This window comes from Pseudoalteromonas sp. 78C3 (genome assembly GCF_002836695.1).
Lineage (GTDB): Bacteria > Pseudomonadota > Gammaproteobacteria > Enterobacterales > Alteromonadaceae > Pseudoalteromonas > Pseudoalteromonas arctica.
The window spans coordinates 14987-29614 of the sequence record NZ_PJAV01000158.1; the positions used below are offsets into that span (position 1 = coordinate 14987).

Genomic DNA, 14628 nt, shown 5'->3' on the forward strand with positions numbered 1-14628 from the left:
ATGAAAAAACTCCTTATCATCGCAGCTACATTAAGCCTTGCGGCTTGTTCTAAGGTAAGTCTTGAGAGTTACGAAAAAATCAAAGTAGGTATGGATAAGACTGAAGTTGAAACCATTTTGGGAAGTGCAGATAATTGTGTTGAAAAAACACTGCATACTAATTGTGTGTGGGGCGACGAAGCAAAAAATATCGAGATCACGCTAGTATCAAACAAAGTAACTTTATATAGTAAACATGGTTTAGCTAATAAATAAATTTAAAAAAGGGACTGATTTTATCAGTCCCTTTTTTAATTACTAAAATTCATTTTTTGGAGTAGATAAGCTCAATATTAACGATTTTACTACGATTTAACGTTATTTTATAGCGTTGGTAGAGTGTTCTATCTTCCTCAGTTAGCACAAGCACCATGTTTAATTGATAGCGCCGTTCAACCGCCTGCTTAGAAATTTTATTACTATCTAAATGATATAACTTCCCTTCACCACGCTTTAAATAACGCGCAAATGGTGCAAGACTAAATTGCAGTGTTTGTTGCAGTGTATCGTAACCGGGTAAAAATTCTTTGGCACTAACACGTGTCTCACTTGCAAAGTGTAACCACTGCGCGGCTTGTTTATTTTGCTGACGACGCTTTGAAAAAATAGATCTAACTTCTTTAGGTATTTTTTTAAAGCGTGTGTATTCAAGCCAAATTAGCTGACTCGCTATTTTGTCTTTGGTAATACTATTTTTAAAACTAAATCGCCACTTAGGTCGCCCTTGTACAATAGCTCGCCAGATCATACGTGTAATGTCTTCTTTAAATATTTCACGTAGTCCGTAAATGACCCCCAAAATTAAAATAAGCGTCGCGGTGACTTCAGTAAACGTTGAGCGGGCATTAAGTATCACAACCATCACAAATGCCATGATAACAGCTGTTACAGTGCCTTTAACTAATCGTTTAAGGTAGCTGTTAAGAAAACGCGTTTGGCGCTGTAATATAACGCCATGCTCAATTAAACGTTGTAACAAGCGCATTTTATTTGTTATTCGATTTGCGTCTTGCATGGTGGTTTCAGAATTGTAGCTTTTCTCTGCTCGGTACGTATTTTCGTTTTTACAAAACTGCAGTAAATCGTTACGCTCTTTTGCATAATCGCTACTACGTGGGCCTTCATCTAAAAGCTTTAAAAATGATTGCTCAACATGCCAACTTAAATAGTTGTCAGCATTGGTAAAAAATGGAAGTAGTTTTTCGTCATCTGGTGTGTAGCGACGCAGCTTTTTTAAAAGCCCTTCACTTTGTTCATATACTTCGTTAGCGCGTTTATAAAAGTCTTCTGCTTCATCAATTTTTAACGCGTCTTTAATGTCGGCATCAAGGGCTAAACGCACTTGGTAACAAAATAAATTAAGGTTTTGACGGTAATCTTGCTGCTCACCTTTGTTTTTACTAACAAAACGGCTTCGTACTAATGGCAAGTGTATATTGTTAGCGTTGTATGCTAAATGTGATTTAAAGTGGTTATTAAAGTAAGATTCTTCGGTAAGCGTTTGCGGATTAATCCCCATTTCATTAGGGATAGAAAAATACAGATCTATGCGCTGTTCAGAACGAGGAGTTAGCTCTGGTTCAATGACAAAAGATAAGTTTTCATCTTGTTTTAACAATCAGTTCTCCTTCTAAAATATCTTTTTAGTGTACTTGTCTCCTTTGTTTTGTTCAATAAAAAAGGCTCAGTAAATACTGAGCCTTAATACGATTAATGTGCTAGTTAAAACTTGTAGTTTACACTTGCAAAAACACGTGAACCAATTACATCATAAACTTCTGGAACAGTACCCATATCGTTACCACCTAATACTTTCTCAGGCTCTTTATCGAAAATGTTGTTCATGCCACCAGTAAATCGTAATGCATCATTCAAGTTGTAGCTCATTGAAATATCGTGGTAAATAACGTTGTCAGTACTAAAGTTTTCACCGTAGTAGTCACCATCCATTCCACGAAGGAATCTTGCGTTATAAAGGATATTTAATGAATCAGTTAGATCGTAATTAACTGAAAGGTTAGACTTTATTTTAGAGTAACCACCGATGTTGCCATCAATAGTACCGGTGTAATTAATGTCATCTTCTTCAAACTTAATTAAATAAGTTGTATCAAGGTTTATACGGTAGTTATCTGCAGAGTAGCTAATATTCCAATCAACACCTGACGTTTCTTGAGAACCTACGTTAGTTAGTGCTGAACTTAGGTTAGATAAGTCACCAGATTGTGTAATGTTTACTGATGAACATGATTCTGAGTCACCTGCAAAACAGCTATTCATTTCGTTTTGAACATCTAAGCGAGTAATCGCATTAGTAATATCAAACTTCCAGTAATCTAGAGTTGTTGATAAACCGTCAGCTACTTCCCAAACCATACCAAAAGTGAAAGAGCGACTTTCTTCGGCTTTAAGATCGTTATCACTTGTGTAGTTTACAAGTATTTGAGCATCTTGTTCGTTGCCCCATGGATCAGCTAGGTAATCGTACGAACCTGAGTTACCACCAAACAGTTCTGATACGTTTGGTGCTCTAAAGCCAGTAGCTAATACAGAACGAACCATAAACTCTTCAGTTACATTCCACGTTGCACCAAGTTTCCACGTTGTTTCGCCACCAAAGGTAGAGTAGTTATCGTAGCGAGCAGCACCTTCAAGGGTAACAGTCTCTAATACCGGCATAGATGTTTCAAAGTAGATAGACTGTACTGAGAAATCACCTTCAGTTGGATCTTGTTGTGCAGCTGTGCTCTCACCAAGCTGAGTAATTAGATCTGGTGTGTAGTAACCACTTTCAAAGCGGTTTTCTACACCGATTGCGTAACCAATATCACTTTCTGTTACTGCGCTGTAACCAGCTGAAAGAATAAATTGCTCGTTACCACCTTCGTTTGACTCAGTATAAATTGAATCGTTAGATGTTAATAAGCTACGATCTAAAGAATCACCGCTGAACCAAAGAGCTTGGTTTGCATAAATGCTTTCTTCAACTCGACTTGCATTAATTGAGTTTTGAACTTTATCTTTTGAGTCATTACGACCGTAAGTTGCACTTACATCCCAGCTTGCATCGTTATCTAATAAACCTTGTAATGCAACAGATACACGGTAAGTGTCAGTTTCTTGCTCATAAATACGAGGACCAGCATCAACCATTCTTCTTCTGTACTCTAAAGAGTCAGCAAGATCGCCTGTATCTGCGTCACGGAAGCTATCTGTGTAAGTTGAATCCAAGCTAGAAGTACTTAAATCAATACTTGCTGGTTGTGGTGCAAGTTGTTGATTAGATTCACGACGTGTATACATCAAATCAACATTAAATGTAGTGTCTGAGTCTAGCTCTTTGTCAAAACTAGTAAATAAGCTGTATAGCTCATTAGGTGTTTGAGCATAGCTTGATGTTGTGAAGTCGTATGAAGTAGTTCTATCTGCAAAAACACCATTACCCTGGTAAGTTCTGCCGCCCAGTGTTCCTTCAGGGATAAATGAAGACTCGCCAGGCTCTACAAAACGACGATCCGACTGAATTACTTCACCGCGGTTTGAGTATTGAGCACCAACAACTAAGTTGCCATCGGCAATATTCATTCCGTGTAATAAACTAACACCGTAGTTATTGCCATCACCTTTTGTAGTGCGGCTTCCTTCAACGTTTAGCTCTGAACCTTCAAAATCTTTCTTTGTTATAATGTTAACAACACCAGCAATAGCATCAGAGCCATATACTGCAGACGCGCCGTCTTTTAAGATTTCGATAGATTTGATCATTGCTACAGGAATGGTATTTAAATCAACAGAAGAATCTGCGCCGGTACCTGAAGAAACCATACGACGACCATTTAATAATACCAGTGTACGTTGCGAACCCATACCACGTAAGTTAACTGTCGCAGAACCACCTGAACCATTATTACTTGAAGCGCCTAAGCTAATACCAGCAGCTGATGGCTGAGTAGAAAGTATGTCAGCAACAGATGTGAAACCACTTTTTGCAATGAAGTCATCACCGATAACTGTGATTGGGCTTGCTGTTTCCATATCAGTACGGTTAATACGAGAGCCCGTCACCTGAATTTTTTCAATTGATGTAGCTGCTTCGTCAGCCGCTAAAACTTGCACACTTGAGAACATTGGTATTGCTGCAATTACAGCTAAGCCAAGAGTTGATTTTTTCATGAAAGAACCCTACTTGTTGAAGTTTACCTTTATTGGTAATGCTCACTTGTTATAAGAATAGTGAGTCAGATGGGCAACTTAGGCGTTTTTAACTGAACGAAAACTTAACGCCAGTACGCTTTTTATCAACCAACAAAATAGAACAACTCTTTTGGGGACATACGTTACAACTTGTTTCATTGTTAACGAATAAATACATTTAAATATCAATAGCATAAACAATTTAAGATACTTAAATAACACAGTTGAAACCAAACTGGTCAACTTTGTAATTCAATGTAATTAATCGAATTGTGTACCAAATTCAGATAAATTAACAAGTTAATCACAGCAAATTATTAAAACCGCAAAACTAAATGTTAATTACTAACCGAATTTACGCATGTTTGGTGCTTAAATAGCTTTATCTGACTACTTTGCGGTTTTTTTGATTAGACTTTTTGTTCAGCCACAATTAAAACTGTGTCTTTATTGAATTAGTTTCATATTATAAAAACTTATATTGGCTACTTGATTCAAATAGCAGTTTTAGTGATCTTCTCGCTTAAATAATCGTATGGATAACAATGCAAATTGCTAATGGTAAATGGATTGCATGAAAGTTAGGTATTAAGCCTAATACGTTACATAAAAAGAGTAATTTAGTGTTTGTATTAAAGAGGTTGTATTATCTTTGACTGTTAGCTCTAAATTCCAGAGCATATTTTGCTCAGAACAAATGCCAACCATGGTATTACTCTGCCACAGGCCATTATGTTTTTTAAATTGCTGAGGAATGTAACCCATATACATAGTAATGCCTTTAAGCTTGGCATCTTCAATTGTAAGGTTTGTTGGCAAATCACTAAAAATAGTAAATGGAGTTTCGGGAGAAAGAGTTTTCTCGCTTAACCATACTTTAACATCATTTGAAAAAGTACAAGGCAAATTGGCTGTGCATGTGGCATTTTCTAGAAAATTTTCATCTGTATTTTTGGAAAAATCACATGCTGTTAATAAAAAAAATACCGCCGTGAATAAACTTAATCTATATATAAGCATAACAATTTCGCACTAAAGAAAAACAAATACTAATAATCGCGACTGCAAATAACAAGTGCGAGTGTTACTATTAAGCCAAATTAGGCACAAACTGTATCAAAAAATAAACAACAAGCTCACAAACATTGATTGATGTCATAATTTTATGTAATTGACCTATCTTTTTTAGGCCAAAAAATTTATCATTTCACCCGCAAAAAATAAGGGTTTCTCAATTTTTTTTTCTGAAGCTTTCATGTATTGAAAGTTTTAGATAACACGCTTGAGAAAATAGTAGGCCCCACTTTTAAAGGTGGGTAATTCATTTCTAAACGCATTTATTGCAGCGGAAGCCAGAAAATGAGCCAAACAGTAGCATCACAAACTGAGTATAACTATAAGGTTGTACGCCAATTCGCTATTATGACAGTGATTTGGGGCATCGTTGGCATGAGTATTGGGGTTCTGATTGCTGCCCAATTAGCTTGGCCAGCACTTAACTTTGATACACCATGGTTAACTTACTCTCGACTACGTCCGTTACACACGAACGCAGTAATTTTCGCATTTGGTACCAGTGCACTTTTTGCGACGTCTTATTACGTCGTACAACGTACTTGTCAAACGCGTCTTTTCTCAGACAAACTCGCCGCCTTTTCTTTTTGGGGCTGGCAGCTAGTTATTGTATTAGCAGTAATTACATTACCACTTGGTATTACTAGCTCAAAAGAATACGCAGAACTTGAATGGCCAATCGATATTTTAATCGCTGTGGTTTGGATTGTTTACGCTATTGTATTCTTTGGTACTTTAATCAAGCGTAAAGTGTCGCACATTTATGTTGCTAACTGGTTCTATGCTGGCTTTATTATTACTGTTGCAGTACTACACATTGTAAACAGCATGGCAGTGCCTGTATCGTTAACTAAATCATATTCAATCTACGCTGGTGCGGTAGATGCTATGGTTCAGTGGTGGTACGGTCATAACGCTGTAGGTTTCCTACTTACTGCTGGTTTCTTGGGTATGATGTATTACTTTGTACCTAAACAAGCAGGTCGTCCAGTGTACTCATACCGTTTATCGGTAGTTCACTTTTGGGCTCTAATTTCATTATATATCTGGGCTGGTCCTCATCACCTTCACTACACAGCGCTTCCTGATTGGACGCAAAGTTTAGGTATGGTTATGTCTATTATCCTATTCGTACCGTCTTGGGGTGGTATGATTAACGGTATTATGACGCTATCTGGCGCGTGGCATAAACTACGTACTGATCCAGTACTACGCTTCTTAGTTGTTTCGTTGTCTTTCTACGGTATGTCTACGTTTGAAGGTCCAATGATGGCAATTAAATCTGTAAATGCGTTATCTCACTACACAGATTGGACAATCGGCCACGTACACTCAGGTGCACTAGGTTGGGTTGCTATGATTTCAATTGGTGCTATTTACCACTTAATTCCTGCGTTATTCGCGCAAGGTCGTATGTATAGCGTTAAATTGGTTAATACCCACTTCTGGTTACACACTGTAGGTGTTGTTTTATACATTGTTGCAATGTGGATTTCAGGTGTAATGCAAGGTCTAATGTGGCGTGCAGTAAATGCTGACGGTACATTAATGTACAGCTTTGTGCAGTCTTTAGAAGCGTCGCATCCTTTCTATATCATGCGCTTTGTAGGCGGTGTATTCATCGTAACGGGTATGTTAGTTATGGCTTATAACGTTTACCGCACTATTTCAGCTGAGAAAGAATCTCTGAAACTAGACGCGCAAGCACAATTAGCATAACGGAGTGAGATGATGAGCAAGAAAAATTCACAAAACAAACATGAAATAGTAGAAAAGAACGTTGGCCTTATGGCTATTCTGACTGTTTTTGCTATTAGCTTTGGCGCGTTAGTTGAGATCACTCCGCTAATGTTTCAAGACGATACAACTAAACCAGTGGAGGGTTTACGCCCTCTTAACGCTTTAGAAATGGAAGGCCGCGACCTTTACGTGCGTGAAGGTTGTTCTAACTGTCACTCACAAATGATTCGTCCTTTTCGTGATGAAGTTGAGCGTTATGGTCACTACTCTGTAGCAGGCGAATCAGTATGGGATCATCCGTTTTTATGGGGTTCTAAACGTACTGGTCCTGACTTGGCTCGTGTTGGTAAGCGCTACTCGGACGATTGGCATTATGCTCACTTAGTTGATCCACGTGCTGTGGTTCCTGAGTCAAACATGCCAGGCTTTCCTTGGTTAGCAGAGAATACGGTTGATACAAGCCTTACTCTGAAAAAACTACAACTTTTCCGTGATACTTTTGCTATTAACCCAGAAAACCCAAAACATCCGGGTTTAGGTTATGGCGATGATGCAGAGCTTCAAGCAGATGTTGATAAAGTTAATGCTATGAATGATGGCAAAGGCGCAACAGAAATCCAAGCTCTCATCGCGTATTTACAGCAACTTGGTACCCACTTGAAGTAAAAAATTATGGATTACGGAACATACAGAGGTATTTTGACTCTGGTAATTTTAGTATTGTTTATTGTGATTGTTGCATGGGCATATAGCAAGCGAAGCAAAACTCGTTTCGACAGCGCAGCTAATGCCATTTTTGAAGATGAAAAAAAACATGACAACACGCTCTCTAACGAGGAAAAGGAGTCTGAAAAATGACTAGCTTTTGGAGTATTTGGGTTATTGTATTAACCCTTGCATGCTTATGCATCATCTTTGGCTTATTAGTTTGGAACTTAAAAAACTATGCAGGCGTAGAAGAAGGTGAAAGCTGTGGACATGAATTTGACGGTATTGAAGAGCTAAATAATCCACTACCAAAATGGTGGACTTACATGTTTTTCGCAACTTTTGCTTGGTCGGTATATTACCTTGCAGCTTTCCCAGGTTTAGGTAACTGGGAAGGTTTTGGTAAATGGACTAGCTCTAACCAAGGTATTACGTCTTTAGCTGAATCTAAAAAAGCAGTTGCAGAGGCAAAAGCGGATGGTCGCTTTGTAAAACTTGATAAAGAGTACGAAGCTGCAGAAGAGCGCTTTGGTCCTATTTTTAATAAACTTGCACAAGTACCCGTTTTAGATTTAGTTAGTTCTAAATTTGAAGGTGATGCAGCGCAGCAAATAGCACTTGATAATGATAATAAACATGAGCAAACAGATGGCCAAGTCGCCATTGAAATTGGTCAGCGTTTATTCTCACAAAACTGCGCGCAATGCCATGGCTCTGATGCACGTGGTGGTACTGGCTTCCCTAACCTAACTGATAAAGATTGGTTATATGGCGGAACACCTGACAAAATTAAAGAAACACTTCTTTATGGTCGTATTGCAGCAATGCCAGCTTGGGGTCCTGCTCTTGGCGAACAAGGCGTTAAAGAAATGACAGCACATGTGCTGAGCCTTTCTGGGCGTACTGTTAACCAAAAAGACGCAGACGCAGGTGCCGCTAAGTTTGCAATGTGTGCCGCATGTCATGGTGCTGACGGTAAAGGGTCGGTTGCACATAACCTACCATTTGGCGCGCCTAACCTGACTGATAACATTTGGTTATATGGTGGTTCTCAACGTGCTGTTGAAGAAACTCTTAACCACGGCCGTGCCGGTGTAATGCCTGCATGGAAAGACATTTTAGGTGAAGATAAGATTCACTTATTAACTGCCTATGTTTACAGTTTATCGCAAGATAAATAAGCACGCGGTTAATAAAATGTTTATAAATTAATTTATTTAATTCAATAGATTAATCCAGATCAAAAAAGCCTCCACTGTGAGGCTTTTTTTTAGTCTTTTACGTATAATTCCTATAAAATAACGCTTCCTAAACTAATTTTAGAGACACTATGCAACCTACTCCGTGGTATAAAAATTTTTGGCCTTGGTTTTTAATCTTTTTTCCGTTAGTTGCCATTATTGGCTGTATTAGCTTATTTATTACGGCAATAGGTAACGGTCCAGATATGGTTGTTGACGACTACTACAAAAAAGGTAAAGCAATAAACTTAGAACTGACTAAGTTTGAAAAAGCAAAAGCACTTTATTTACATGGCGAATTGAATGTAACCAACGAGCGTGTAAGCTTTAAGTTTACAAAAGGCGACAGCAGTAACGTGCATGTATTAAAGCTCTCGTTTTACCATCGCACCATTAAAGCGCATGACTTTGAAGCAACACTTACTCCTAATGCCAATCAGGAATTTACTGCATTACTTAATGAGTATACACAAGGCGCCTACTCAGTATTTATTGAGCCAATAGATGGCAGTTGGAAAATGAAAGAAAATATAACGTTACCAACTGAACAAACCGTTTTAGTTACTCCTAATTATAAGTAGTAATAACTATGTCTAACTCTTGCTTTCATTGCCTTGAAAGTGTGCCAAACGGATTTAGCGCAAACGTTATAATTGACGATATTGCCCAGCCAATGTGTTGCATTGGCTGCCAAGCTGTTGCGCAAAATATTGTTGATCAAGGTATGACCGATTATTATAAATACCGAACGGTTCGTGCTGGAAAGGTCGAACAGCTGGTACCTGAGCAACTCGCATTTATAAAAAGTTATGACAACGAAGACATTCAAGACGAATTTATAGCCACTAGCGATAATATCTCAGAGGTATTATTAAGCGTTGAAGGTATAACCTGCGCCGCTTGTGCATGGCTTATCGAAAAACAACTCTTAAATTTAACCTCAGTTAAGCGTGTTGATGTAAATACATCTACCAACCGCGCGATGATTCAATGGGATAAAACCAGCACCCCGTTGAGTGAGGTTATTACTTCCTTAGCTAAAATTGGTTATAAAGCCTACCCATTTCAATCAGATATTGAAGCTAAGCAAAAACAACAAACTGCCAAAGCCTATATTCGCCGTTTAGGTGTTGCAGGCTTAATGACCATGCAAGTAATGATGTTTGCGTTCGCCATGTACTTTGGCATGTTTTCAGGCATGGACAGTAACTTTGAGCAGTATTTTAGATGGATCAGCTTGGTACTGGCCTCTCCGGTTATTTTATATAGCGCACTGCCCTTTTTAACCAATGCTATAAATGGCTTAAAAGCAAAACAGCTCAATATGGATTTACCCGTATCGCTGGCTATTTTTGGTGCGTTTGGCGCAAGTTGTTACGCCACATTTATGCAAGTCGGCGAAGTGTATTTTGAATCTGTGTGCATGTTTACCTTTTTACTTTTATTAGGTAAGTACCTTGAATTTAGAGCGCGTTTAAAAGCGAGCGAATTTACTGCCAACTTACAAAAATTATTGCCATTAACAGCCCGCACTATTAACGAAAGTGGCGAAGAGCTTATAATAGCAGCCAAAAAACTAAAACTTAATGACGTAGTACTCATTAAAGCCGGCGAAACAATTCCTGCCGATGGCGAATTAATTAAAGGTAAAACTACGGTTGATGAATCAATGATGACGGGGGAACATCAACCCGTTACAAAATTTATTGGCCACAATGTCTACGCCGGCTGCGTTAACCACGACGGCGTTATTGAAATAAAAATTAATAAAATTGGCCAAAATACGCTTTTAAATCAAATTATACGCTTGCAACATAATGCATTAACTAAACGCCCTAAACTGGTTGAAATTACAGATAAAGTTGCGCAATGGTTTATAGCGTGCCTGCTTATATTTGCTTCACTTACAGCCATTGGCTGGTACCAAATTGATCCTGAACACGCATTTTGGATTACCATTTCGGTTTTAGTTGCTACCTGCCCGTGTGCCCTGAGCTTAGCTATACCTACCGCGCTTACATGTGCGGTGGCAACGCTTACTCGCAAAGGTGTATTGATAAAACAAGCGCATGTGCTCGAAACCCTCTCTCAAATTACTTTATTTGCATTTGATAAAACGGGCACGCTTACGCAAGGTAAATTTAGCCTTGATGAAGTAGATATAATCGATAAACAGTATACAAAAGCGCAAGTGCTAGATATGGCAGCCATGCTAGAGCGTTATTCTGAGCACCCTATCGCCAGTGCATTTGATGAGTTTACGCCAGCTCACCGCAGTCTTAATAACGTTGAAGTACATCCAGGGCTGGGAATTAGCGCACAAGATGCAACTAATCATTACGCAATTGGTAAAAGTGGTTGGTTTAATAGCAAAAAATCAAATGCACAAGCGAGCTTGTATATAAATAAGCAAGTTGTTGCACGTTTTTACTTTGTTGATAAAGTGAAAAGCGATGCTAAAAAGCTTATAGACTCACTTCAATCGCAAAACTTAACGTGTCACATGTTAACCGGTGACGCGTCAGATGCTGGGCAAAAAGTAGCTAAGCAACTTAAACTTGAAAGTGTGCAATTTGGATGTTCTCCACAAGATAAACAAACCGCCGTTGAGCAATGGTCTTCACAAAATGAAGTCGTTGCAATGGTAGGTGATGGTGTAAACGACAGCCCGGTATTTGCTAGTGCGCACTTATCTATTGCTATGGAAACCGGTGCAGACATATCAAAAAATAGCGCCGATGTAGTACTTCTTAATAGCGATTTAGCCTCCATTGGTCACTTACTTAATGTAGCAAAACAAACCAGACGTATTATTAAGCAAAATCTTGCGCTGTCTTTATTGTATAATGCTTCAATATTACCACTGGCAGCGTTGGGCTTAGTTGCTCCTTGGATGGCTGTTATTGGCATGTCTGCCAGCTCAATTATTGTGATTAGTAATTCACTAAGGCTATTAAAGTTATGAGCATAATTTACATTTTGATCCCTATCGCCATTTTGTTCGTCATTATTGCTATTGGTGTTTTCTTTTGGGCAGTGAAAAGCGAGCAGTTTTCTGACTTAAACAAGCAAGGTCATAGTATTTTGTTTGAAGATGACAAAGAGCAACATAACAAAAGTAATGATTGACCCTCTTTATACCAGCGCTTTTTTAATGGGGCTAATAGGTAGCGGTCATTGCATTGCTATGTGTGGCGGTATTGCAAGCTCATTACAACTAGCAAGTGACAAACGCAAAACATTTACCTATTCATTTGCTTATAATATTGGACGTGCTCTGAGCTACATGGCAGCAGGCGCACTTGTTGCTGGTATTAGCAGCCAATTTGCAAGGCAAAACACCTCCTTCTCTTTAGTACTTTCGTTCATTGCAGCTATTTTTATGCTCCTCGTTGGTGTGTATATAATGCGCTTGGGCCCTACTTTGCAATGGTTAGAGAAAATTGGTAAAACCTTGGTGTGGCAACATATTGTTAAGCTAAATAAATATTTAATGCCTATTAACTCTCCTTTTAAAGCCCTAGGTTACGGTGCGTTGTGGGGATGGCTACCTTGTGGGCTTGTATACTCAGCGCTTACATGGGCGATGACTAGCCCAAGTGCCCTAGACGGTGCCTTAGTTATGCTTTGCTTCGCTTTGGGTACTTTTCCCGCGATGATCACATTAGGCATTACCGCGCAAAAACTAAATACTATTATTAACCATCCATGGACCCGAATTGTATTAGGCAGTGTTATAATTTGGTATGGTATCTACTTATTGATTATTGCAACTGACAAACTGGTACATTAATCTATTCGCATTATTAACCTTTATGGTTATTTTGCAGTCGTGTATAAAAATTTAAACGGATTAAATTATGGATTTCTCTCAAAGTCGCGCTAAAGGTAATTGTGCTATTAGCTGTAATAACTGCAGTATTAGTCAATTGTGTTTGCCATTTTCACTTAATGGCCAAGAAATGGACAAGCTTGACGAAATTATTGAGCGAAAAAAACCACTCCATAAAGGCGACTATCTATTTGAATCAGGTGCACCTTTACAGGCTATTTATGCGGTTCGTTCTGGTTCATTTAAATCGTACACGCTATCGGAGCGAGGTGATGAGCAAATTACCGGCTTTCATTTAGCGGGCGACCTAGTTGGTTTTGACGCAATAAGTAAAATGACTCATCCCAGTTTTTCGCAAGCACTTGAAACGTCAATGGTGTGCGAAATCCCATTCGATACTCTTGATGAACTATCAGGAAAATTACCAAAGCTTCGCCAACAAATAATGCGCTTAATGAGCAGTGAAATTACATACGATCAAGAAATGCTGCTATTACTCAATAAAAAATCAGCAGAGGAACGCTTAGCTAGTTTCATTTATAACCTGTCAGAGCGTTTTGGTGAGCGTGGTTTTTCGCGTAAAGAATTTAGATTTACAATGACTCGTGGCGAAATAGGCAATTACTTAGGCCTAACAGTAGAAACCATTAGCCGTTTATTAAGTCGTTTTCAAAAAGCTGACTTAATTAAAGTAGAGGGTAAATTTATTACAATTTTAGATAATGATGCCTTGGCTAAAACCGCAGCAATAGTAAAACCTCGTTAGTACCTGCCTCGAATAACAATCCTTTACTCGTAATTGTTATGTAAATAAAGTGTAATTATTGCAATTACACTTACCTTCGACTAATACTTTAGAAGTGGGCTTAATTAAAGTTCTACAAATAAAGAACTTCATTTAACTCAGTACCATTATTTGGCGCAGCGCATTTTACAAAAGCAATAATGCAATTTTATCATCGTTAAAAACTTCTATTTTATTCACTAAATGAAAGGAAATATTATGCGTAATATTTTATGTCTCTTGTTTATTTTTTCTTTAGGTATATTCAGTGCTCAAGCATTAAGTTTCATGATTCCAGATGATGGGGCCGATGACTCTCAATCGTTAAAAGAATTAATTTTGAACACTGAGGAGAATGGTGAATTAATTATTGAACAACCAGGCGTTTATGATATTTGCTCAGCTATAATTTTTAAAAACATCAGTAATGTTGTTATCTCTGCAAAAAAGGGAGTAGTGCTGAGAAAGTGTGATAGATTTGAAGGTGAATATATTTTAGCTTTCTATAACTCACATTTTGTAACTATTGAAGGCTTCATCTTTGAAGGGCTAACAAAAGATAAGGTTAATTACGCTTGGGGCGAGCAAGGTTTACTTTTAGCTGGTTCTTCTGATATTTCAGTGCATCATAATCAATTTTTTAACTTCGGAGATGCAGCAATTAGAGCTACTTCTTCTCACTTATCTTCTTTCGAAGGACCTATTAATTCTTTCAGAATCAAGATTAGTAATAATTACTTTGAAAATATCACGCAAGTTACGACAACTCACCCTTGGAATAATAACTTTGGTGGTACGCATGATATTAGAGTTGAAAATAATACTTTCGAAGGCATGAAAGGCTCTTTAAAATTCGCCTCTGTAAAGCCAGTGTCTAAGGCTTTAGTAAGATATAATACGTTTAGAAATACAAAAGGTACTGCTATCGAGCTGACCTATTATTCAAATGTTAAAATCATTGCGAATACTTTTTTAGACACAAAAAAATTTATACTCAATGCTTATCCAAACAAGCC

At 38.1% G+C, this 14628-nt stretch carries 14 protein-coding genes; 11 read left to right on the forward strand and 3 right to left on the reverse strand.

Annotation, left to right across the window (positions count from 1 at the left end):
• A complete protein-coding gene (locus CXF76_RS13865; protein ID WP_007585664.1) occupies window positions 1-255 on the forward strand; it encodes a hypothetical protein in 255 nt (84 codons plus the stop codon).
• Between the two features lie 49 nt (window positions 256-304).
• On the opposite strand, the gene CXF76_RS13870 is transcribed toward CXF76_RS13865, so the two are convergent.
• The 3 genes from CXF76_RS13870 to CXF76_RS13880 form a co-directional block, all read right to left on the reverse strand.
• Window positions 305-1657 (reverse strand): hypothetical protein, encoded by a 1353-nt coding sequence (locus tag CXF76_RS13870; RefSeq protein ID WP_007585662.1) that lies wholly within the window; start codon window positions 1655-1657, stop codon window positions 305-307.
• A gap of 104 nt (window positions 1658-1761) precedes the next feature.
• Complete coding sequence (locus tag CXF76_RS13875) at window positions 1762-4212, reverse strand: TonB-dependent receptor (protein WP_007585660.1); 2451 nt, start codon at window positions 4210-4212, stop codon at window positions 1762-1764.
• Window positions 4213-4827: 615 nt separating this feature from the next.
• Window positions 4828-5253, reverse strand: coding sequence for a hypothetical protein (locus CXF76_RS13880; protein ID WP_101163972.1), 426 nt, complete (start codon window positions 5251-5253; stop codon window positions 4828-4830).
• Window positions 5254-5592: 339 nt separating this feature from the next.
• Here CXF76_RS13880 and ccoN point away from each other — a divergent pair, with 339 nt between their 5' ends.
• The 10 genes from ccoN to CXF76_RS13930 all read left to right on the forward strand — a co-directional run.
• The gene (gene ccoN, locus CXF76_RS13885; RefSeq protein WP_007585649.1) at window positions 5593-7026 is read left to right on the forward strand and encodes a cytochrome-c oxidase, cbb3-type subunit I; all 1434 of its coding nucleotides are present in this window, start codon (window positions 5593-5595) and stop codon (window positions 7024-7026) included.
• Window positions 7027-7038: 12 nt separating this feature from the next.
• Window positions 7039-7713 (forward strand): cytochrome-c oxidase, cbb3-type subunit II, encoded by a 675-nt coding sequence (ccoO, locus tag CXF76_RS13890; RefSeq protein WP_010554062.1) that lies wholly within the window; start codon window positions 7039-7041, stop codon window positions 7711-7713.
• 6 nt (window positions 7714-7719) lie between these two features.
• Window positions 7720-7905, forward strand: coding sequence for a cbb3-type cytochrome oxidase subunit 3 (locus CXF76_RS13895; RefSeq protein WP_010554061.1), 186 nt, complete (start codon window positions 7720-7722; stop codon window positions 7903-7905).
• Window positions 7902-8936, forward strand: coding sequence for a cytochrome-c oxidase, cbb3-type subunit III (gene ccoP, locus CXF76_RS13900; RefSeq protein ID WP_024590464.1), 1035 nt, complete (start codon window positions 7902-7904; stop codon window positions 8934-8936). Before CXF76_RS13895 ends, ccoP begins: the two co-directional genes overlap by 4 nt.
• A 149-nt stretch (window positions 8937-9085) precedes the next feature.
• The gene (locus CXF76_RS13905; RefSeq protein WP_010554059.1) at window positions 9086-9577 is read left to right on the forward strand and encodes a FixH family protein; all 492 of its coding nucleotides are present in this window, start codon (window positions 9086-9088) and stop codon (window positions 9575-9577) included.
• A gap of 8 nt (window positions 9578-9585) precedes the next feature.
• Window positions 9586-11961, forward strand: coding sequence for a heavy metal translocating P-type ATPase (locus CXF76_RS13910; RefSeq protein ID WP_101163973.1), 2376 nt, complete (start codon window positions 9586-9588; stop codon window positions 11959-11961).
• Window positions 11958-12125, forward strand: coding sequence for a cbb3-type cytochrome oxidase assembly protein CcoS (gene ccoS / locus CXF76_RS13915; RefSeq protein ID WP_002963071.1), 168 nt, complete (start codon window positions 11958-11960; stop codon window positions 12123-12125). Before CXF76_RS13910 ends, ccoS begins: the two co-directional genes overlap by 4 nt.
• Entirely contained in the window at window positions 12118-12789 is a 672-nt protein-coding gene (locus CXF76_RS13920) for a sulfite exporter TauE/SafE family protein (protein WP_007585638.1), read from the forward strand. The genes ccoS and CXF76_RS13920 overlap by 8 nt, the downstream gene beginning before the upstream one ends.
• Window positions 12790-12856: 67 nt before the next feature.
• Entirely contained in the window at window positions 12857-13594 is a 738-nt protein-coding gene (locus tag CXF76_RS13925; protein ID WP_007585636.1) for an FNR family transcription factor, read from the forward strand.
• Window positions 13595-13831: 237 nt separating this feature from the next.
• Window positions 13832-14628: right-handed parallel beta-helix repeat-containing protein (locus CXF76_RS13930; RefSeq protein ID WP_101163974.1), on the forward strand; the 797-nt coding region annotated here is incomplete at its 3' end.

Bases quoted from the DNA above. Each gene is read 5' to 3' on its own strand.
- CXF76_RS13865 (WP_007585664.1), top strand. From the start codon at position 1: ATGAAAAAACTCCTTATCATCGCAGCTACATTAAGCCTTGCGGCTTGT.
- CXF76_RS13875 (WP_007585660.1), bottom strand. From the start codon at position 4,212: ATGAAAAAATCAACTCTTGGCTTAGCTGTAATTGCAGCAATACCAATG.
- CXF76_RS13880 (WP_101163972.1), bottom strand. From the start codon at position 5,253: ATGCTTATATATAGATTAAGTTTATTCACGGCGGTATTTTTTTTATTA.
- ccoN (WP_007585649.1), top strand. From the start codon at position 5,593: ATGAGCCAAACAGTAGCATCACAAACTGAGTATAACTATAAGGTTGTA.
- ccoO (WP_010554062.1), top strand. From the start codon at position 7,039: ATGAGCAAGAAAAATTCACAAAACAAACATGAAATAGTAGAAAAGAAC.
- CXF76_RS13895 (WP_010554061.1), top strand. From the start codon at position 7,720: ATGGATTACGGAACATACAGAGGTATTTTGACTCTGGTAATTTTAGTA.
- ccoP (WP_024590464.1), top strand. From the start codon at position 7,902: ATGACTAGCTTTTGGAGTATTTGGGTTATTGTATTAACCCTTGCATGC.
- CXF76_RS13905 (WP_010554059.1), top strand. From the start codon at position 9,086: ATGCAACCTACTCCGTGGTATAAAAATTTTTGGCCTTGGTTTTTAATC.
- CXF76_RS13910 (WP_101163973.1), top strand. From the start codon at position 9,586: ATGTCTAACTCTTGCTTTCATTGCCTTGAAAGTGTGCCAAACGGATTT.
- ccoS (WP_002963071.1), top strand. From the start codon at position 11,958: ATGAGCATAATTTACATTTTGATCCCTATCGCCATTTTGTTCGTCATT.
- CXF76_RS13920 (WP_007585638.1), top strand. From the start codon at position 12,118: ATGATTGACCCTCTTTATACCAGCGCTTTTTTAATGGGGCTAATAGGT.
- CXF76_RS13925 (WP_007585636.1), top strand. From the start codon at position 12,857: ATGGATTTCTCTCAAAGTCGCGCTAAAGGTAATTGTGCTATTAGCTGT.